The organism is Ochrobactrum sp. WV_118_8, assembly GCF_039631535.1.
Taxonomy (GTDB): domain Bacteria; phylum Pseudomonadota; class Alphaproteobacteria; order Rhizobiales; family Rhizobiaceae; genus Brucella; species Brucella anthropi.
Genome location: NZ_JBDIUZ010000001.1, coordinates 1,597,579 through 1,618,014, shown reverse-complemented (window position 1 = coordinate 1,618,014; position 20,436 = coordinate 1,597,579). Strand labels below are relative to the sequence as shown.

Sequence of the window (20,436 nt, the reverse complement as noted above, 5' to 3'; positions counted from 1 at the left end):
TTTTAGCATATAGTGCAACGAGTTGCGCGGGCAAAAGGTTGCAAAGGATTAAGCGGCACCTTTTGTTTCGAGCGACGAGATCATTTTTTCGATTGCATCAATTGCCGTATCGATTTTTTGAGGATCGCTCCCGCGGACGACAAGTTCCGTGCTGAAGCGCCCGTTCTCGAATTTCGGATAGGAACCGATGATCGTATCGGGGTTTTCTTTCTGGATTTCCGTCAGGGGAGCGCCAATCACGCCTTCGCCAAAAGGACAAAGCACCGACCTGGACAGAATCTTGCGGCCGGTCTTCAGTGTCGGCAGTACATTGTCAAGCATTGCCTGAAACACGGAAGGCACGCCTGCCATCACATAGACATTGCCGATATGAAAACCGGGCGCAGCGGAGATCGGGTTCGCTATATGCTCAGAACCTTGCGGCATACGCGCCATGCGCTTGCGCGAGTCGGTGAATTCCAGCCCGCGCTTTGCATAATTGTCGCCAAGCAGTTTCATGGCTTTTTCGTCATAGATACAAGGCACGCCAAAGGCCGCAGAAACCGCATCGGCGGTGATGTCGTCATGGGTAGGGCCAATTCCACCGGACGTGAAAACATAGTCATAATGCGGTCGCAGTGCATTCAGAGCGGCGACGATGGCGATTTCCTCGTCCGGAACAATCCGTACTTCCTTGAGATCAATGCCCGCCGCTGTCAGGACATCAGCGAGATGCCCGATATTCTTGTCCTTGGTGCGGCCTGAGAGAAGCTCGTCGCCAATTGCCAGCATGGCTGCCTTGACGGCTTGCTGCGGATTGTTGGTCATATCCAGACTCCATTTTCTGGCATCAGTTAAGCGCCAGCAGGGCAAGGCTGCAACTGCTTTATTGCAGCATTTTATTTGGGCGCGAGAAGTTGTGCCTTCCCAAAGAAGGCGGCTCCCCTAATTGAACCTGTCGAGGTTGGGGCCTCACAAATCGGGATAAGGAGACGTCACATGGTTAAAGTGCTGGTGCTGTATTATTCGGCCTATGGTCACATGGAAAAAATGGCCAAGGCGGCGGCTGAAGGTGCGCGCGAAGGCGGCGCGGAAGTCACGATCAAACGGGTGCCGGAACTGGTTCCGCCGGATGTCGCGAAAGCCTCGCACTATAAGATCGATCAGGATGCGCCGATTGCCACGCCGGCTGAACTCGCGGATTACGACGCCATCATCATCGGCACCGCTACCCGCTATGGCATGATGGCGGCTCAAATGAAGAATTTCCTCGACCAGACCGGCGGTCTCTGGGCAAAGGGTGCCCTCATTAACAAGGTCGGGTCGGTGATGGTTTCTACAGCCACGCAGCATGGTGGTGCGGAACTGGCGTTGATTTCCACACAGTGGCAGATGCAACATCAGGGCATGATTATCGTCCCGCTTTCCTATGCCTATCAGGGGCAGATGGGAAATGATGTGGTGCGCGGCGGTGCTCCCTATGGGATGACGACAACTGCAGATGGCGACGGTTCGCGCCAGCCTTCGGAACAGGAACTGGACGGGGCGCGGTTTCAGGGCAGGCGTGTTGCGGAAATCACTGCCAAGCTGAACAGTTGAGCGGAGTAGCAGCTATTGAAAAGCCGCAGATTCAATCTGCGGCTTCTCTGAAAAAAGAGTTTAGAAAGATCAGTTAACTGTTTCTGTTTTATTATCTTTTTCAATGACATGATAAGTCATTTGCGGATAAGGGATGTTGATCCCGGCTTTGTCGAATTCGATCTTCACCGTTTTGATCGTGTGGCGCGACACCTGCGCATAATCGGCGCTGTTTATCCAGTAGTTGGCGCTGAGAACAACGGCACTGTCGCCCAGTTGCGATACGAAATAGGCCGGTGCGGGTGTTGAGAGAACACCTTTCTGATCTTCGACAACCTTCTTTATGATCGCGAAGGCCTGATCGATATTGTCTTCGTAGCCAATCCCTACCTTGAACTCGTGCATGCGGGTTTTCATGCGGCTGTAATTGGTGACGGGCGTATTCCAAAGAGAGGAATTGGGTGCCAGCACATAAAGGCCATCAATGGTTTTGAGCTCCGTCGCAAACAAGCCGACGTCTTGCACGGTGCCGACGACGGTGCCTGCACTGATATATTCACCAACGCGAAATGGCCTGAGGACCAGAATCATGATGCCTGCTGCGATGTTCTGCAACGTACCTTGAAGGGCGAGGCCGATAGCAAGGCCAATAGCGCCTAGCGCTGCGAGAATGGACGCGGTCTGGACACCAAACTGCCCGAGAACCATGACCAGAATGATGACGAGTATGCCGTAGCGGACGACAGCGCCGAAGAATCCGACCAACGTCTGGTCGAAGCCGCGAATTTTCGACAGCGACTGTATGGTCCATTTTTGAAGGATTCCGGCCAGTATCCAGCCGACGCAAAGGATAATCAGCGCACCGAGTGTGGAGACTGAATATCGTATGAGAAGGTCGTACATCTGGAGAACGAATGCGTTTGTATTTGCGATCAACTGTGTGGCTTGCTCTTCCATTGTTCCGTCTGCATCTGTTTCGAGTAGGGGAAAACTGGAGGATAGGGCAGTAAATTGTCAAGGCGAGGTTGCCTGGAGCGGATATGGGAAAACTGAGCGCAAAAGGAGGAGGTGGTGCGGTCGGCGGGACTTGAACCCGCAAGTCTAAAAGACGACGGATTTTAAGTCCGTTGCGTATACCAATTTCGCCACGACCGCAGCAATTGCCCTCGTCTATGTCATGATTTGTGTCACGAATTCAAGCCACAAAGCCTGTTAACATCAACAGTTAGTATTGCCGAATATATGCTTACTCTAAATCGTTGATTTGGCGACCTGACGAGCTTCAACCTTGTCTGCATTGTCAAACCCATGTAGCCATGGGCGGAAATCCAGCAGGAAATGCAGAAAGTTGAATAATGACCGCCTTCGTCAAATCCGTATCCGAGGCCGAAAAGGCAATGCGCGCGCTGTTTCCTGAAACGCCGCTGCAGCTCAACGATTACCTTTCACGGAAGTACGGTGCGGAAATTTGGCTCAAGCGCGAAGATCTCACACCGGTCCGGTCCTACAAGATTCGTGGCGCTTTCAACTTCATCTCCAAGGCAGTAGAAACGACCGACAAGAATGCGGTGTTCGTGTGCGCTTCCGCAGGCAACCATGCACAGGGTTTTGCATTCGTCTGCCGCCATTTTGGCCGCAAGGGTGTCGTTTTCATGCCGGTTACGACGCCGCAGCAGAAAATCGACAAGACCCGCGCTTTTGGCGGCGAATTCATCGAAATCAAGCTGGTGGGCGATATTTTCGACGTTTGCTATGCCGCGTCGCAGGAGTTTGCCGCAAGCCAGAAAGGCGTGATGGTACCGCCTTTCGATCATCCCGGTATCGTTGAGGGGCAGGCGACGGTAGCGCTTGAGATCGAGCGGCAGTTGCCGGAGGGAAAGAAGCCCGACTTTATTCTGCTGCCTGTCGGTGGCGGCGGATTGTCCGGCGGCGTTACGCAATATGTTTCAGATCTGGGCTGGAAGACAAGTTTCCGCTTTATCGAGCCACAGGGTGCTGCGAGCCTGAAAGGGAGCCTTGAAGCAGGCAAGCGTATCAAACTTACGCATGTCGACAATTTCGTCGATGGTGCAGCTGTTGCCGAGATCGGAAAAGAAAACTTCAAGCTTCTCAAAGGGTTCGATCCGAAAACTGTTATAACGGTTCCGGAAAACCGGCTTTGCGCAACAATCATCGAAATGCTCAATATTGAGGGCGTCGTGCTTGAACCAGCGGGCGCGCTCGGCATTGATGCGTTGAAGGACTTCAAGAAGAGCGACCTCAAAGGCAAGCGCATCGTCATTGTTGTTTCGGGCGGCAATTTCGACTTCGAGCGCCTGCCGGATGTTCGTGAGCGTGCACTGCGCTTCGAAGGCTTGAAGAAATATTTCATCTTCCGCTTCCCGCAAAGGCCGGGCGCCCTTCGGTCGTTCCTTGATCTTCTGGGTCCTGAAGATGATATTGCGCGTTTCGAATATCTGAAGAAATCGGCGCGTAATTTCGGCTCTGTGCTGATCGGCATCGAAACGAAGAACGCGGCGAACTTCAAGCTTCTGGAAAAGAAATTCGCAGAAGCCGGTTGGGCCTATCAGGACATAACGGACAATCAGGTGCTCGCTGATTTCATCATCTGATTTCGGTGCCTTAAGCGAAATCAGTTGCTTTTTCGACGAAAACACCCCATATGCCGCGTCAGGCGCATGGGCCGACGTGTTCGTCGGCTTTCCCGGCATTGGACTTGTTGCGTCTCGCCTCTGTCTTCCGGAATGGTCCGGAAGCGGGGAGACCCGAGAAAATGTTCGGGCACGGCAGCGCAAGTCGCCTGGAGTTTATAAGCTTCGGCGTCCCGTCGTTATCATTGAACAGATAGAGTTCGGCAAGTTGCGCTTGACCGGCATTTGTATGCGGACCATGACATCATGGTGCCGCCGAAAGAGATTGAATTGACAAAAGAAATTACGGGCGGCTTTGCCGCTCTCGGCGTTACCGGCATTTTGCTCAAGGGCGTCGAAGCCGCTGGCATGACCGAGCCGAAGCCGATCCAGTTGCAGGCGATTCCACACCAGCTTGAAGGCCGCGATATTCTTGGTATCGCGCAGACGGGCTCCGGCAAGACCGCAGCTTTCAGCCTGCCGATCCTGCAGAAGATCATCGGCCTCGGCGACAAGCGCCGTCCAAAAACTGCACGCGCGCTGATCTTGGCGCCAACGCGTGAACTCGCCGTGCAAATTGAACAGACGATCCGCAATGTTTCCAAACACGCGCATATCTCGACAGCGCTTGTGTTGGGCGGCGTTTCCAAGCTGTCCCAGATCAAGCGCATCGCACCGGGCATCGACGTTCTGATCGCCACGCCTGGTCGTTTGACCGATCTGATGCGTGACGGTCTGGTTGACCTCTCGCAGACGCGTTGGCTCGTCCTCGACGAAGCGGACCGTATGCTGGACATGGGCTTCATCAACGATGTGAAGCGCATTGCAAAAGCGACGCATTCTGATCGTCAGACCGCGCTGTTTTCGGCCACCATGCCGAAGGAAATCGCGTCGCTGGCAGGAAGCTTGCTGCGTGATCCGGTTCGTGTGGAAGTCGCTCCGCAGGGAACGACGGCTGCTGAAATCACGCAGGTTGTGCATCCTGTGCACACCAAGGAGAAGCGCCGTCTTCTTTCCGCGCTGCTGGGTGACAAGGCTATGCGTTCGGTCATCGTCTTCACCCGTACGAAGCATGGTGCCGATGCAGTCGTCCGTCATCTGGAACGCGATGGCTATGAAGTCGCCGCCATTCACGGCAACAAGTCGCAGAATGCACGTCAGCGTGCGCTGAACGGATTCCGTGATGGATCGCTGCGGATTTTGATCGCAACGGACATTGCTGCTCGCGGCATCGACGTGCCGGGTATCAGCCACGTCGTGAACTACGATCTGCCTGACGAGCCGGAAACCTATGTGCATCGTATTGGCCGTACCGGCCGTAATGGCGCCAGCGGCGCGTCGATCACGCTCTATGATCCGGCAGCGGAAGAATCCAAGCTGAGAGCCGTTGAGCGTGTGACGCGTAACAAGCTTCCGATCAAGGATGCACCTGTGGAGCTTGCACCTGCTCCGGCACCGCGTGCGGCAGCTCCGGGCGAACGCCCGCAGAAGACCCAGCATCGCAAGGGCGGAACGGCGCAGAAGCCGCGTCGTGCAGCCCCGAAGTCAGGCGACCATCGTACAGGCGGTCACGCAGCAGGTGAAGCCGCTCCGAAAGCGAAGCGTCCGTTTCGCCGCAAGCGCCGCAATGCCAACGGCAATGGCGGACAGCGCGCAGCGTAAGCTTGCCTTGAATATTTTTTCAAAAAGCCGCCCATTTCGGGCGGCTTTTCTATTTATGAGCGCAGGATGGGTTTCAATTTGCGTAATGGCTTGGAAAAATATTCCATGCTTGCTTGAAGGGCAGGGCCGTTCCTCATAATTTCCTCTTCAAAACAGGAAGGACGGAAGCCATGTTCCAATCGGTGCTCGACGCAATCGGCAATACGCCATTGATCCATTTGAAAAAGGCTTCCGAACTTACCGGCTGCGCAATTTATGGCAAGGCCGAGTTTCTCAATCCCGGACAGTCGGTGAAGGACCGCGCAGCGCTCTATATTATTCGCGATGCCGAAAAGCGTGGGCTTCTGAAACCCGGTGGTGTCATCGTTGAAGGTACGGCCGGCAATACCGGCATCGGCCTCACGATGGTCGCGAAAGCGCTTGGCTATCGGACAGTTATCGTTATTCCCGAAACGCAAAGCCAGGAAAAGAAGGACGCGCTGCGCCTGCTTGGCGCCGAACTGATTGAAGTTCCAGCCGCCCCCTATCGCAATCCGAACAATTATGTGCGCCTGTCGGGACGATTGGCCGAAAAACTTGCCAGAAGCGAGCCGAACGGCGCGGTCTGGGCCAATCAATTCGATAATCCGATCAACCGGCAGGCCCATATCGAAACCACGGCGCAGGAAATCTGGCGGGATACCGACGGCAAGGTGGATGGGTTTGTCGCCGCTGTCGGATCAGGTGGAACGCTTGTCGGCACCGCATTCGGTCTGAAGGACCACAATGCTGATATCAAGATCGCACTTGCCGATCCATATGGAGCCGCACTCCATTCCTTCTACACGACGGGCGAGCTGAAAGCCGAAGGCGACTCGATCACCGAAGGCATCGGGCAGGGGCGTGTCACCGCCAATCTTGAGGGGTTCACCCCCGATTTCTCCTATCGCCTCTCCGACGCGGAGGCGCTCGATATCGTTTTCGATCTCGTGGAAAATGAGGGACTTTGCCTCGGCGGTTCTTCGGGTATCAATATTGCAGGCGCAATCCGGCTTGCAAAAGATCTCGGGCCGGGCCACACAATTGTGACGGTGCTTTGCGACTATGGTAATCGTTACCAGTCCAAGCTGTTCAATCCTGCTTTCCTGCGTGGCAAGAACCTGCCAGTGCCGGGATGGCTGGAGAGGAAGACCGAGATAGACATACCGTTCGAGGGATAATCATGGCATACGAGACCGAAGCGCTTTTCCGCGAGGATTCCTATCTTTCAACGGCGGAGGGCACGGTACTCGCCATTACCGAGACGGGCGGGATTATTCTCGACCAGACAAACTTCTATGCGACCTCCGGCGGCCAACCGGGGGATATCGGCTTTCTCGAGCGCGCGGATGGTTCTCGTATCGAGATTTCAGCAACCGTTACGGGCGAAAACAAGAACGAAATCATTCATGTTCCGGCAGAAGGACAGGCTTCGCCCACTGTCGGTGAAAAGCTGGTCCTGCATGTTGACTGGCCGCGTCGCTACAAGCTGATGCGGATGCATACGGCCTGCCACCTGCTTTCCGTTGTCTGCCCGTTTCCGATTACCGGCGCTGCGGTGGGCGAGGATGAAAGTCGCGTTGATTTCGATCTTCCCGATCCGAGCTACACCAAGGAATTCGTGACCGAAAGGCTCATGGAGCGGGTGAATGCCAATGACGCGGTTGCCATTCGCTGGATCAGCGATGAAGAATTCCTTGCAAATCCGGATATCGTAAAGTCGAAGAATGTGCGTCCTCCGGTGGGGCTCGGTCGCATACGCCTTGTTCTTATCGGTGAAAACGGCGTGGTGGATTCGCAACCTTGCGGTGGTACGCACGTTTCCGAAACGCAGGAAGTGGGTGAAATCCACATCGGCAAGATCGAGAAAAAGGGCAAGGAAAACCGCCGGTTCCGCATTCGCTTTGGCTCCCTGCCAGAAGCCTGAACCCATTTTTTTCTGCGTGTTTCCCGGTTTTACGAAACATGCTTGAGGAGTGTTTACCCATGGTAGAGAAAAGCGCCTTCGTCGTTTCACGGGACTGGTTGAAAGAACGGCTCGGCAAGCCGGGCATCGCGATTGTCGATGCCTCCTGGTATCTCCCGGCTGCTGGACGCAACGGGCAGGAAGAATACAACGCTGCACATATTCCAGGCGCTGTGTTCTTCGATCAGGACAAGATTGCTGACAAGGAATCCGGTCTGCCGCACACCCTGCCGTCGCCAGAGCTTTTTGCGCAGCATGTCGGTGCCATGGGAGTTACGGCTGATGAGACAGTTGTTGTCTATGACGGAGTCGGCATGTTTTCCGCACCGCGCGTCTGGTGGATGTTCCGCGTGATGGGTGTGAAGAATGTCTATGTACTTGATGGCGGCTTCGACGGCTGGAAAAAGGCTGGTTATCCGGTGACCGAAGAAGCTACAAAGATTGCGCCAACGCTGTTCACGCCATCATTCGACGAGGCCGCAGTGGTCGATTTCGTGCAGATGCGCGAAATTGTGGACGAGCGACGCTCGCAGATCGCCGATGCACGCGCAGCCGGACGCTTCACCGGACGCGATGCCGAGCCGCGGGCAGGCATGCGCTCCGGCCATATGCCCGGTGCACGCAACGTTCCCGTTGGCACTTTGTCTGAAAACGGTGAGCTAAAGGACCTTGCAAGCCTGCGCAAGATTTTCGACGAGGCCGGTGTTGATCTCTCACAACCGGTCGTTACGAGCTGTGGCTCTGGCGTTACCGCAGCGGTCATCATGCTTGCATTGGCGTCGGTCGGTCACAAGGATAATCGTCTATACGACGGTTCCTGGAGTGAATGGGGAAGCCGGCAGGATACACCAGTTGTCACCGGTGAAGCTGAATAAGCATGACCGGAAAACTGACCGCCCGCATCACCCACCTGGAAATGTCTGCCCGTCAGGCAGTTCAGGTGCCGGTGCCGTCTGGTATCCGCCTCGCTATGATGCGCGCGGGTGCCATGCCGGTCCATTACTACCGCTATCTCTATGAACAGATCGGGCGTAAGCATCACTGGATGATGCGCCGTGTTCAGACGGATGCGGAAGTTGCAGCCGTAATTCATGCAGATACGACTGAAATCCACGTTCTCTATGCAGAAGGCTGTCCCGCTGGATTTGTCGAACTCGACTTGACCGCTTTGCCGGAGGCTGCCGAGATTGTCTATTTCGGTCTCATCGATGATTTTCAGGGGCGGGGTCTCGGAAAGTTTTTCCTGAGTGAGGCCATTTCCGCAGCCTGGGTGCATGGACCGGAAAAGGTGACGATCCATACTAATACGCTCGACAGCCCAAGAGCTCTGCAACTCTATCAGAAAATGGGATTCGTGCCGGTCGGTTGGTCTGAAGAGGTAATTGAACCCTGGGAATGAAGCGCGGCGCTATCCGCGCGCCACTTCCCGAGCACTTACGATAGAAACGACAGATGCGCTGGCAAGGCGCCCACTTTCTTCATCGAAGACCACGCAATTGCGTCCGCGCTGCTTCGCAATATAGAGGCAGCGATCAGCGCGGCTGAGTACCTGCGAGTTCGTCTCATTTTTCGGCGCAGAGGCAACACCGATACTGATCGTCAACGGATAGACCTGATACTCCGTTGTGTGAAACGGCGTATTTTCTACTTCTGCGCGTATGCGTTGTGCAACCCGCATACCGGTCTCTCCACTGGCACCCGGCAGAAAAACGCAGAATTCCTCCCCACCGATACGGCCGACAAGATCGCCTTTTCGCGTCACATTCTGAAGCGCGAATGCGATCAGCTTCAAGGCACGGTCGCCGACGCCATGGCCAAACGTATCGTTGATCGCCTTAAAATGGTCGGCATCGATAACGAGCAAGGTGCCGGTTTCGATACGGGAGCGGCTGATCTTCATGGCTTCGAACAACGCTTCACGGTTGAGAAGACCAGTCATGTGGTCGATCCGTGACCGTGCCTGCAGTTCGACATGCGCTTTTTCAAGCTGGAGATATGCGTCTTGCAACTTGCTATGTTGATGAAAAATATAGGCAAGAGAAGGGAAGGCCGTGGCTGCGGGAATGCCCGCGCTGAGGCCGAGCGCGACGATGCCAGGCGTGACGCCAGAAGTGAACGCCACTATCGAGGTTGCCCCGAGAGAGAACAACACGACAGACAACGTTATCAAGGCTGCTTTTAGTAGAGCAGTCTTCTTCATTTCCTCGCGCTCCCAACCCTGAGTGAGGATGATCCACGACCCGCGCCTGATCCCTATTAAGAACGGGCATTTATTTTGTGGGCCTTATAAAAGGAACGCCGGAGAGGGGAAAGATACCACCATGCGCTTCTTGCAATTTTTTGTCTATGAGTGCCATTATTGACACAATCACAGGTAGCATAGCGAATATATGTTACGAGGAAATGTAATTAAGCACAACTATGTTTAAAAGAACCGTCTCAACGAGACATAAATCGTAAGTGGCTAATATAAGTCAGGAAATACCCTGGGTAAGGCATTGCAACGAATCCCGGAGCGGCCTGACACTCCGGGATTTTGGCCGGGATTTCGCCGGCACTATGACTGCTGATGGTTTGAATCAGAAGACCGCCAAATATTTCAGAAGCGAAATGATGCCAATAATGATCACGATAACTTGAGCGATCTGTTTGACCTTGGCATCCAGAGGCAGCATGTTGATGAGATAAAGTACGAGGAAGATAACAAGAATTGTTATCAGAAGGCTGATGAGGATGGACATAGGCGGTCTGATCCTTCCCGGAACTTGGGGTTGCGTTGCCTAACCGACGACCGTTCCTCGACGCCGCCGATTGAGCCCGTTCAAACCGAAAGAAAGAGCAGGGCTCTTGCTAGCGGCACATCGTCTCCAATCCAAAAACGATGTGCCGGTTAACGTTCCAAGGAAAAGAAGGTTCCGCTTTGTAAGCAATAACTTAAATCAAGCTGGCACCGAACAGTGCAAGATTTTTCAGATATTCAGCTACGCATGCTGCCCGTCTCGCGGCGGCGCTGATGCCAGCTGAAAGCCTCTTCAATTAGATGAGGTGTATGCCCGCCACGTGCGCAAGCGCGGTCGAAATAATTGTTGAGTTGTGGGTGATAATCCGGGTGCGCACAGTTGTCGATGATGACACGGGCCCGCTCACGAGGGGCGAGGCCGCGCAGATCGGCAAGGCCCTGTTCCGTTACCAGAATGTCCACGTCATGCTCCGTATGGTCGACATGCGTGACCATCGGAACGACGGACGATATCGCGCCGTTCTTGGCTTCGGATTTGGTCACGAAGATCGAGATGAAGGCGTTACGGGCAAAGTCGCCTGAACCGCCAATTCCGTTCATCATATGCGTGCCGTCGACATGCGTGGAATTCACATTGCCATAAATGTCGAATTCGAGCGCTGTATTGATACCGATAATGCCGAGACGACGGATGACTTCCGGGTGGTTGCTGATTTCCTGCGGGCGCAGAATAAGCTTGTCGCGGTAACGGTCGATATTGTTGAAGACACGCTCTCCACAGGTGGGGCTGAGCGTGATCGATGATCCTGATGCAAAGTCGAGCTTTCCGGCATCGAACAGGTCGAAGGTGCTGTCCTGCAGCACTTCGCTATACATGCGCAGATTGTGGAACGGGCTATCGGCAAAACCGTTCAATACGGCATTTGCAATGGTGCCGATGCCAGCCTGAAGCGGATTGAGCGTCAGATCAAGACGTCCGGCAGCGACTTCCTGCATCAGAAATTCAATCAGATGGCCCGCAATGGCTATTGTTTCACCGTCGGCCGGTTCCACGGTCGAGGCGCTGTCATTTTCCTGCGTGATGACGATGCCTGCGATCTTTTCCGGTGGGATCGGGATATAGGGCAGGCCGACGCGGCTGTCGCACGCCGTGACCGGTATAGGGTCGCGGGAAGGGCGCTTCGTTGGAATATAGATGTCGTGCAGACCTTCAAGCGCCATAGGCTGATTAAGGTTCACTTCAACGATGACCTTATCGGCCAGAATGGCAAAACTTGCCGAATTGCCGATCGAGGTCGTGGGAATGATTCCGCCGCTCTCGGTGATGGCAAGAGCCTCGACCACGGCGTAGTCGATAGGACCGATCTGGTTTGAGCGCAATTGCTCTACAGTTTCGGAAAGATGCTGGTCGATGAACATCACTTCGCCGCGATTGATCGCGGCACGCAGGGTTCTGTCGACCTGAAACGGCATGCGCCGCGAGAGCACGTGTGCTTCTGTAAGAATCTTGTCGACGTCGTGGCCGAGGGAAGCGCCAGTAATCAGCGTCATCTTGAAGGGATCTGTCGCAGCACGGGCAGCCATGGCAACGGGTACAGCCTTGGCGTCGCCAGCGCGGGTAAATCCACTCATGCCGACGACCATACCGTCCTGGATAAGGCTCGCGGCCTGTTCAGCGGTAATGATCTTGTCTCGAAGCGAAGTGTTTCGAATACGTGCTTCCAACATCTTTAAATCTACCTTCCTTCCCATCCGGACTTGAGCCGGAAATGGCGCTCACCGTCTCGAAAGCAAGATATCGCTACCGACCATCTGCGAAATACGGCGCCGCCCGGGTAATAGCCTATATGGACCGACAGTACACGCATGCTTTGGTCTTAGATGCCAAGACAGATTGCTGTGATACTGGTCGTGTTTCTCACGTCACGCGATTCTTCGAAATGATTGAAATCAACGATGTAAAGCAGGCTGCTGCGCGTCCAATCGGTATGAAGGGCAGGATACAATCGGCTAATGCTTATGTGAGGTCAGGCTGAAGCGCGACTTTTGCCGTTTGAGTTTACGCAAAACGATGTCTGTTTGCGAAGATTTTCTGCCGAAAGACTTCTGCGGGCGTTTTGTACCCCAAACATTTGCGCGGCGTATTGTTGAGCCGATGACAGATGAATGCGAGGTCTCGATCACTGAGGGTGAGCGGATCAAGGTCTCGGGGGGAGCCAACGTCTTGTGCGTCTGTTGGTGTTTTCAACGGTGCCTTTCTGCCAGGGTGATTGCGGATCGCAGAACCATATTTGCGACCCTATTCCATTCTGTAGATACGACCACTCTGTAAACTCAGTGCCACGATCAAACGTGATTGATCGGCGGGCCATTTGGGGCAGGGGTTGGAGTACCCTAATCACGCCATCCATCACCGGCCGTGACTGACGATCATTGTTACGTAGCAACACAGTAAAGCGGCTCACCCGCTCGACCAGAGACGTCACATTGGCCTTGCCGAACCTCTTGCGAAACTGGATGAGGTCGCATTCCCAGTGTCCGAACTGCTTGCGCCTGGCAACCATGTCTGGACGATAAAGGATGCTCAGTTCTGGTGGAAAGCGGCGTCCATGATGACGCCGGGCATGACGTGGGCGGCGTCGGGCACGACGTTCCGGCAGATATTTCCAAAGCTCTTCTTTTCGACCGTCGGTGGAATACACAAACTGATAGATTGTTTCGTGACTGACAGAGATGGGATGCCGCTCCAGTCGCATTCTCCCGGCAATCTGTTGCGGTGACCATCCATCGCTGATGTGATCGATCACGGACTGCCGGAGCTCATCATACCGGATGAGCTTGCGTTGCTTCGAACGCCGCTCGCGGCATTTCTGGTCAGCAATCGTACAATAATAGCCGTTTAGATCTTTGATCTCATCATCGTTAAACTGGTTGCGTTTCAGTTCACGAAAAATCGTCGAGCGATGCCTTCCAAGCTTCTCAGCAATAACGTCAACGGAAAGCTTTGCAGTGCGCCAGCGTGCTATTCTGCGACGTTCATCCAGATCAATATGCGAATAGGTGCGGTCCATGACGGGTTCCTTGCATTGGATAACTCATTGTTATCATTTGCAAGTCGCACTTCAAACTAGAACCCACCTAGTGACGTACATTGTTTTAGCAAGTTAGGGATGCGACGTTTTTAGCAAGATAGAAATGCGACAGGTGCTGACGTTCAGCCCCCATTCCGAGAGGCTGGTCAGGGTTGCAAGCGAGGAATGGGGGCGGGTGAATATCCACCTCTTCGGCTTTAGCTTTGAGAGTGCCAAATGTCATTAAAGATGGGCATTTCACTCGGCTGCAGCCAACCGGGCTAATGCTTTTTCCCGACGTGCAGTAACTTCAGGATCGTTCATGTAAGCGGTGCGCGATTTGCGCTCACGCTTCTGATAACCGTTGGCTGTGCTGCCGTCGCGAACACCAAACATGTGGTTCGTCTGCCCCGTTCTGCGTGGTCCACTCTTACTGCGTTGCAATTCCCGACCTGCCTGCATCTCGGCCACAATCGATAGCATGTCATCCAATCGCTTGTTCTCGACAACAGGCGACCGGTGAACAGAACGAAGCTTGTCGAAGGTTGTATAGGGCAGGGTGTCCGTTCCATGCATGATCTCCAGACGGCCATCCGGATAATCGCAGACAATCACCTTCTGTCGGGCCAGCCGCTTTGCAAGCTCCGTCGGCTCCAGGATGAACAGCACCTTGTCGTAACGCAGCGTCAGTGTTTGCGAAAGTGTCCGTACTTCCTTCCGGCACATCGCGCTGTCGATGTTCTCATGCCCGGCCAGCGGTCGATGCATATCCTTCGGATTGCGCGGCTCCTTGCCAAACCGGGCATTGAAGTCTGCAATATATTCCGGCGCATAAGCATTTGCTGCTTCGATTGTATCAATGCCGCGCAGTCGCAATTCCTTCACCAGGCGATCCTGCAAAGTCCTGTTGGCCCGCTCGACACGGCCTTTGGCCTGCGGAGTATTGGCACAGATAATATCGATGTTGAGCTCATAAAGTGCCCGACCAAACTGTGTCAGGCCGCTTGTTCGATCTTTCTCTGAACCATGTGTGGAGCGAAACACACCATGCTTGTCGCTGTAAAAGGCCAGCGGCTTGCCCCATTCCTGCAAGTAGGCCTTCGTCGCATGAAAATAATCGAATGTATTCTCTGATCCGGCAAAACGCAGATGCAGAAGCTTGCCGGTGGCATCGTCAATATAAACGAGGAGGGCGCATTTGGGACCCCGCTCCTCAAACCACCAGTGATGCGACCCGTCGATCTGCACCAGTTCACCGAAACAATCCCGCCGGCCGCGCGGCTGATGCAGTTGTCGCTTGCGTTCACGACGCGACGTCCACAACCCAGCCACCGTCATCCATTGCCGCAGCGTCTCCTTGCTGACCGAAAGCTGGTGTCGTTCGGCAAGCTTCTCACAGGCCAGTGTCGGACCGAAATCCCGATAATAACCCCGCACCAAATCCAGAACACCATTGCGGAAATCTTCGCTGTAACGATGATTGCTCAGGCGACCGCGTCTTCCCGAAACCAGTCCAGCACTCCCAAGTTTATCGTAAGCCTGTAAAAGACGATGAATCTGGCTGCGGCTGAGATCGAGCAATGCGGTGGCCTGTATAACGGTCAGGCGGCGATCCCGTATCTTCTGAATGACTTCCAATCGATTGAGTTCTCTCTGCGACATAGTAATCAAACAAGACATGGCAACTCTCTAAACTGATACACATCAATAGAGAGCCAGTCTTCCTTTCCTCGTTCGATCTGAACAGAGCACGCGACCTAAAAATGTCGCATCTCTATCTTGCCCATCTGTCGCATCTGTATATTGCTGTTATATACATCGATCACATAAGATAGATTATGGAACTACCCTATATCCATCTGTCCTGAAACATCGCGACAACCGCTTGCGGCGCTGTCGACATCTGAGCTCCTTCGAGACTTAGATGTGAACCCTGAATATCAGCCCAGAGTACTAGCGACGCCGAGCTATATAGAGATGGCCTGGAACTGGCGCTCCTTGTTCGCTGCGAACGACGATATCTTCGCAACGCACACAGTCCATTCCGTGGTTGTCGAGCATTGCACGCACATAGGTTTGTGCGTGTGCAAAGCGCTGATAGTCTCCAACCATGAATGCGCGCCCGGCAAGCCTTGTATCGTCCAGCGTCTCGCTGGAGAAGCCGAAATGTCCGCCCGGCAGCAGATGCGCGGCAACGCCCGTGAAGAATTTGTCGAGTTCGCCCATATATGGCAAAACATCGGTAGCCACGATCAGATCCCAATCCTGTTCGCTCGTGGTTTCGAGAAAACGAACGGCTTCGCCGACGAACAGCACCTGATAGTCGCCTTTCTCGTAAGCGACTTCGATCATGTTCTCCGAGATATCGACGCCGGTCTTATGTCCGGCCATGTCATCGAGCGCATCAGCTGACAAGCCAGTGCCGCAGCCCAGATCGAGCATGCGTTCAGCGAAAAACTCGTCGTTCATGTCGAGGAGCATTTCCCGCAGCTGCAGCGGAACGTCATAACCGAGCTGGTCAACAAGGATCGTGTCGAACATTTCGGCATGTTGATCGAAGAGTGTCGACACATAGGCATCCGGTGCCTTTAGAGGTACCGCGCCGCGTCCCATGCTCGCAAGCCGCACGGCTGCGCCGCCATGGTCATCAGGATCGATCCGCAGCACATCTTCATAGGCCTTGGCAGCGGCATCGAAATCGCCAGCTTTTTCCAGTGCAAGCGCCCGCTCATAGGCTTCTGCAAGCGCTTCCTGATCAAAAGCTGGTTGGTCATTCTCAGCCATAAAGATCGGCCCTTCTTCTGTTCTTGGCATCTGTTAGATGCGGTATGTAAGTGTTTGTAAAATCTATAATTTCTTACTTTGGTGGACATTCGAGCGCGTAGAGCAAGAGTATCCCTCCCCGCTTCCTACGCTTATCTGGAAAATCTCGCAAGCGGGGTCGCTGCAATCAGATGGTTCCCTACTCGGCAGCTGCTGTGACGCGCTCGTCTTGTCCTTTATGATCCGCCAGCTTTCGTGCAATCACAGCACAGGCCATAAGCTGGATCTGGTGAAAGAGCATCAAAGGCAGAACGATGCTGCCGACATTCGCACCGGCGAAAATCGCGCTTGCCATTGGAGCTCCGCTGGCGAGGCTCTTCTTTGATCCGCAGAACATGATCGTGATGCGGTCGGGACGATTGAAACCGAGCAACTTGCTGCCGTACCAGGTGGCCAGCAGCACAACGACCAGCAGAACGATGTTGACGCCCACCATCATGCCGAGATCGTGCCATGAAACGGTACGCCAAAGACCTTCAACCACAGCCTCGCTGAAAGCCAGATAAACGACCATCAGGATCGAGCCTCGGTCAACAAAGCCGAGTGCTTTGCTGTGCCGCCGCATGAAACTGCCGATCCATGGCTGCAGAATTTGTCCGAGCACGAAGGGTGCGAGCAGCTGCAACAGAATTGATTCGAGCGCATCGACCGATATTCCACCACCGCCTTTGACTGCGAACAACAAGCCGACCAGCAAGGGTGTGAGAAACATGCCGAAAATGTTCGACGCAGATGCTGATACGATTGCCGCTGAAACATTGCCGCCCGCAATTGAGGTGAAGGCTATGGACGACTGTACCGTCGAAGGCAAAACACAAAGAAAGAGGATACCTGTGTAGAAAGCTGATTGCGACAAGCCGGGAATGGTCCAGCCTGCCGCCAGACCGAGGATCGGAAACAGGATGAACGTCGATGACAGGACTGCCAGATGCAGTCTCCAGTGCGTTATGCCTGCAACGACGGCCTCACGCGAGAGCCTCGCACCATGCAGAAAGAACAGAAGCCCGACAGCAAATTTCGTCGCCAGCGCAAACCAGTCTGCAAAATCACCGTGCACGGGGAGCACGGACGCAAGCAGAATGGTCACGATCAGCATGCTGGTGAATTTGTCAGGCAGGAAGCGCATCATATCGTCCAATCTTGCAGGCATCGCAGAGCGCGACGCCCGCTTCATTCAAAACTCACATTCGTTCATAAACCTCTCGGGAGGAGTTTCAATCCTCCCGATATGGCGCGATAGCTCACACTTTTGAGATGTGGCTTCCAATTTACAATCCAAGCTGGTTCATTCGTAACCGTTGGGGTTCTTCGATTGCCAGTGCCACATATCCTGGCACATTTCGCGGAGGTTCTTCTCTGCGGACCAGTCGAGGAAATCGCGGGCAAAGGTTGGATCAGCGTAACATTCAGCAACGTCGCCTGGACGGCGCGGCGCAATCTCGTATTTGATCTCGCGGTTCGAAACATGCTCGAAGGCCTTCACGACGTCCAGAACGCTATAGCCCTGCCCCGTGCCGAGATTCACCTCGAAACACTGCGGCTCATCCAGCTTCTTGAGTGCCTTCAAGTGGCCGGCGGCCAGATCCACTACGTGAATGTAGTCGCGAACGCCGGTGCCATCGGGCGTTGAATAATCATTGCCCCAGACATTCAGTTTTTCGCGACGACCGGTCGCGACCTGCGCGATGATCGGCATCAGATTATTCGGAATGCCCTTTGGATCTTCGCCGATCAGGCCGCTCTCATGTGCGCCAACCGGGTTGAAATAACGCAGGATGGCGATCTTCCAGCTGTTGTCGCCGTTATAAATATCGCGAAGCATGTCTTCGATGACGAGCTTGGTCCGACCATAGGGATTGGTTGCCGATAGCGGCTGGTCTTCCGTGATTGGCAATTTCTGCGGATCGCCATAGACCGTGGCTGATGAGCTGAAAACCAGTGTCTTGACGCCGGTTGCTTCCATGGCCTGCAACAGGCGGAGCGTGCCCACCACATTGCAATCATAATAGAGCATCGGCTTTTCGCTCGATTCACCGACGGCCTTCAGACCGGCAAAGTGAATGACGGCAGTGCATTTGTGATGCCGGATCACTTGTTCCAAAAAAGCGCGATCTCGAATATCACCTGCTTCCCGGCGCGGCGTGCGCCCGGTAATCTTTTCGATGCGATGCAGGGCTTCCGGGTGGCTGTTGTCAAAATTGTCGACCACAACGACGTCGTGGCCTGCCTCGATGAGCTGAACACAGGTGTGCGAGCCGATATAACCAGCGCCGCCAGTCACAAGAATTGTCATCGTTTATGTATCCGCTTGTTGAACATACCGCCCTGATGTGCGATCCCCGGCTGACTATGCAAAATCAGTAACAGACTTCAAGCCATCCGGTGCGATTCTCTTGAATGGTTGCAATAGATCAGCCAAGTTTGACGGAGCGATGATGAAACCATCCCGCAATATTGATCGCCTTCTGGAAATCATGGCAGCGCTCCGTGACCCCGAAACCGGCTGTCCATGGGATGTGGAGCAGAGTTTCGAATCCATCATGCCCTATACGCTTGAGGAAACTTATGAAGTCCTCGATGCCATAGAGCGCAATGATATGGACGATCTGCGCGAAGAACTTGGCGATCTGTTGTTGCAAGTGGTGTTCCATTCGCGCATGGCCGAAGAACAGGGCAGCTTTGCATTTGGCGATGTTGTCGAAGCTATCACGCACAAGATGATACGTCGGCATCCGCATGTTTTCGGTGACGCTGAAGCCAGAAATGCAGGCATGGCCAAGGGCTCGTGGAATCGCATCAAGGCTGAGGAAAAAGCCGAGCGGGCCGAACGGCGTGAGAAACTCGGACTTGAAACGGCCGAGAAGAACGGTTTTCTGGACGATATTCCACACGCCTTCCCTGCCCTGCTTCGTGCTTTGAAACTTCAGCAGAAAGCCGCCAAAGTCGGCTTCGACTGGTCTGAGGCAGCACCGATCCTCGACAAGATCGCCGAAGAAACCGCAGAGCTGAAGGAAGCTATGGCGGCGAAGGAGCGCGCGGATATCGAAGAGGAATATGGTGACCTGCTGTTTGCTATGGTCAATTTGGGCCGCCATCTTGAGATCGATGCGGAAACCGCGCTCGTCGCAGCCAATGAGAAGTTCAAGCGGCGGTTCCATTTCATCGAAAAAACGCTCGGTGAAACCGGAAGCGACCTTGACGCCGCTACTCTCGATGAAATGGAAGCAATCTGGGGCGAAGCCAAGAAAAAAGGCCTCTAACTATTTGTTTTTAAGCATTTCCGGGCGCAAAACCGTTTCACACTTTCGCTGGAATGCTCAATCGGCCTGTTTTTCGTTTTCCCATTTTGGACGGAACATCTGATAGACGCTTTCCGTCGTGGCAAAATCCATATAGCCAAGCCTGCTGACAGGTCTGGCTTTCGCGATATCGATGAGACCGTTGGTCAGGACCTGTTCATCGATATGCACGCCGACAACCTCGCCGATCACCATGTAATTGTCGGTCGGCCTGCCCTCTTTGTCCTGCAATCGTTTGATTTCCACCGCGACACATTCAAGCGCTGCATAGGCCTCCTTGACGCGTGGGGCTGCGATAAGCCTGCTCGACGTCTGGGTTAGTCCGGCATATTCGAACTCGCTGATACCGCGAGGCGCGTCGACAGATGATGCATTCATCTGGGTTCTCAAATGATCGCTCACCAGATTTGCGGTGAACTCGCCGGTTTCTTCGATGAATGAAACGCTGTCCTTCACACCACTCGATGAGAACATGACCATAGGCGGCGTGTCACAGATCGCGTTGAAGAAGGAGTAGGGCGCGAGGTTGACGGCGCCCTCCTTCGATTTCGTCCCGATCCAGCCTATGGGGCGTGGTGCAACGATTGCCTTGAACGGATTATGGGGCAGCGGGTGCCCTTCCCTCGGTTCATAAAACATATGTTTATCCGCTGATTAGAAAGTCTTGTTG

At 54.2% G+C, this 20,436-nt stretch carries 19 protein-coding genes, 1 tRNA gene and 1 pseudogene; 9 read left to right on the top strand and 12 right to left on the bottom strand.

The genetic code is table 11. From position 1 onward, the window contains the following. Positions 1–48: 48 nt before the first annotated feature. Positions 49–807 carry a competence/damage-inducible protein A gene (locus ABDF71_RS07805; protein WP_151664385.1) on the bottom strand — a complete coding sequence of 253 codons (759 nt, stop codon included), beginning with the start codon at positions 805–807 and terminating at the stop codon, positions 49–51. A gap of 171 nt (positions 808–978) precedes the next feature. Here ABDF71_RS07805 and wrbA point away from each other — a divergent pair, with 171 nt between their 5' ends. Next, a complete protein-coding gene (gene wrbA / locus ABDF71_RS07800; protein ID WP_036586728.1) occupies positions 979–1,578 on the top strand; it encodes an NAD(P)H:quinone oxidoreductase type IV in 600 nt (199 codons plus the stop codon). A 69-nt stretch (positions 1,579–1,647) separates the two neighbouring features. On the opposite strand, the gene ABDF71_RS07795 is transcribed toward wrbA, so the two are convergent. Both ABDF71_RS07795 and ABDF71_RS07790 read right to left on the bottom strand, forming a co-directional pair. Continuing rightward, complete coding sequence (locus ABDF71_RS07795; protein WP_029924806.1) at positions 1,648–2,514, bottom strand: mechanosensitive ion channel family protein; 867 nt, start codon at positions 2,512–2,514, stop codon at positions 1,648–1,650. 112 nt (positions 2,515–2,626) lie between these two features. Further along, positions 2,627–2,712, bottom strand: a tRNA-Leu gene (locus tag ABDF71_RS07790). Between the two features lie 197 nt (positions 2,713–2,909). Between ABDF71_RS07790 and ilvA the strand changes: the two genes are divergently transcribed. From ilvA to ABDF71_RS07760, 6 genes are all read left to right on the top strand, one after another. Next, positions 2,910–4,169, top strand: a complete 1,260-nt coding sequence (gene ilvA / locus ABDF71_RS07785) for a threonine ammonia-lyase IlvA (RefSeq protein ID WP_029376102.1) — start codon at positions 2,910–2,912, stop codon at positions 4,167–4,169. Between the two features lie 285 nt (positions 4,170–4,454). Next, the gene (locus ABDF71_RS07780; protein WP_036563724.1) at positions 4,455–5,849 is read left to right on the top strand and encodes a DEAD/DEAH box helicase; all 1,395 of its coding nucleotides are present in this window, start codon (positions 4,455–4,457) and stop codon (positions 5,847–5,849) included. Positions 5,850–6,019: 170 nt separating this feature from the next. After that, on the top strand, positions 6,020–7,048 hold the full coding sequence (locus tag ABDF71_RS07775) for a cysteine synthase A (RefSeq protein WP_010660086.1): 1,029 nt from the start codon (positions 6,020–6,022) through the stop codon (positions 7,046–7,048). A 2-nt stretch (positions 7,049–7,050) separates the two neighbouring features. After that, positions 7,051–7,794, top strand: coding sequence for an alanyl-tRNA editing protein (locus tag ABDF71_RS07770; protein WP_029924810.1), 744 nt, complete (start codon positions 7,051–7,053; stop codon positions 7,792–7,794). Positions 7,795–7,853: 59 nt separating this feature from the next. Continuing rightward, positions 7,854–8,708, top strand: coding sequence for a 3-mercaptopyruvate sulfurtransferase (sseA, locus tag ABDF71_RS07765; protein WP_010660088.1), 855 nt, complete (start codon positions 7,854–7,856; stop codon positions 8,706–8,708). A 2-nt stretch (positions 8,709–8,710) separates the two neighbouring features. After that, positions 8,711–9,232, top strand: coding sequence for a GNAT family N-acetyltransferase (locus tag ABDF71_RS07760; RefSeq protein ID WP_151664386.1), 522 nt, complete (start codon positions 8,711–8,713; stop codon positions 9,230–9,232). Positions 9,233–9,241: 9 nt separating this feature from the next. Here the strand turns inward: ABDF71_RS07760 and ABDF71_RS07755 are convergent, their stop codons facing one another. The 3 genes from ABDF71_RS07755 to scpC form a co-directional block, all read right to left on the bottom strand. Then, entirely contained in the window at positions 9,242–10,033 is a 792-nt protein-coding gene (locus ABDF71_RS07755) for a GGDEF domain-containing protein (protein ID WP_012092042.1), read from the bottom strand. A gap of 379 nt (positions 10,034–10,412) precedes the next feature. Beyond that, positions 10,413–10,574, bottom strand: coding sequence for a Thivi_2564 family membrane protein (locus ABDF71_RS07750; protein ID WP_010660091.1), 162 nt, complete (start codon positions 10,572–10,574; stop codon positions 10,413–10,415). 236 nt (positions 10,575–10,810) lie between these two features. Then, a complete protein-coding gene (gene scpC, locus ABDF71_RS07745) occupies positions 10,811–12,301 on the bottom strand; it encodes a succinyl-CoA:acetate CoA-transferase ScpC (RefSeq protein ID WP_500061459.1) in 1,491 nt (496 codons plus the stop codon). Positions 12,302–12,342: 41 nt separating this feature from the next. Between scpC and ABDF71_RS07740 the strand changes: the two genes are divergently transcribed. After that, positions 12,343–12,609, top strand: a complete 267-nt coding sequence (locus tag ABDF71_RS07740; protein WP_151664388.1) for a hypothetical protein — start codon at positions 12,343–12,345, stop codon at positions 12,607–12,609. Between the two features lie 23 nt (positions 12,610–12,632). On the opposite strand, the pseudogene ABDF71_RS07735 reads toward ABDF71_RS07740, so the two are convergent. The 5 genes and pseudogenes from ABDF71_RS07735 to galE form a co-directional block, all read right to left on the bottom strand. After that, positions 12,633–13,644 (bottom strand): annotated as a pseudogene (locus ABDF71_RS07735) (IS30 family transposase). 258 nt (positions 13,645–13,902) lie between these two features. Next, the gene (locus tag ABDF71_RS07730; RefSeq protein ID WP_151610612.1) at positions 13,903–15,324 is read right to left on the bottom strand and encodes an ISNCY family transposase; all 1,422 of its coding nucleotides are present in this window, start codon (positions 15,322–15,324) and stop codon (positions 13,903–13,905) included. A 273-nt stretch (positions 15,325–15,597) separates the two neighbouring features. Then, entirely contained in the window at positions 15,598–16,428 is an 831-nt protein-coding gene (locus ABDF71_RS07725) for a class I SAM-dependent methyltransferase (RefSeq protein ID WP_043062549.1), read from the bottom strand. Between the two features lie 178 nt (positions 16,429–16,606). Continuing rightward, the gene (locus tag ABDF71_RS07720) at positions 16,607–17,593 is read right to left on the bottom strand and encodes a bile acid:sodium symporter family protein (protein ID WP_036563726.1); all 987 of its coding nucleotides are present in this window, start codon (positions 17,591–17,593) and stop codon (positions 16,607–16,609) included. A 159-nt stretch (positions 17,594–17,752) separates the two neighbouring features. Further along, positions 17,753–18,760, bottom strand: coding sequence for a UDP-glucose 4-epimerase GalE (galE, locus tag ABDF71_RS07715; protein WP_500061458.1), 1,008 nt, complete (start codon positions 18,758–18,760; stop codon positions 17,753–17,755). 142 nt (positions 18,761–18,902) lie between these two features. Here galE and mazG point away from each other — a divergent pair, with 142 nt between their 5' ends. Further along, the gene (gene mazG, locus ABDF71_RS07710) at positions 18,903–19,727 is read left to right on the top strand and encodes a nucleoside triphosphate pyrophosphohydrolase (RefSeq protein WP_029924824.1); all 825 of its coding nucleotides are present in this window, start codon (positions 18,903–18,905) and stop codon (positions 19,725–19,727) included. Between the two features lie 57 nt (positions 19,728–19,784). Here mazG and ABDF71_RS07705 read toward each other — a convergent pair whose 3' ends face one another. Beyond that, the gene (locus ABDF71_RS07705) at positions 19,785–20,405 is read right to left on the bottom strand and encodes a flavin reductase family protein (protein ID WP_036581770.1); all 621 of its coding nucleotides are present in this window, start codon (positions 20,403–20,405) and stop codon (positions 19,785–19,787) included. Between the last annotated feature and the right edge of the window lie 31 nt (positions 20,406–20,436).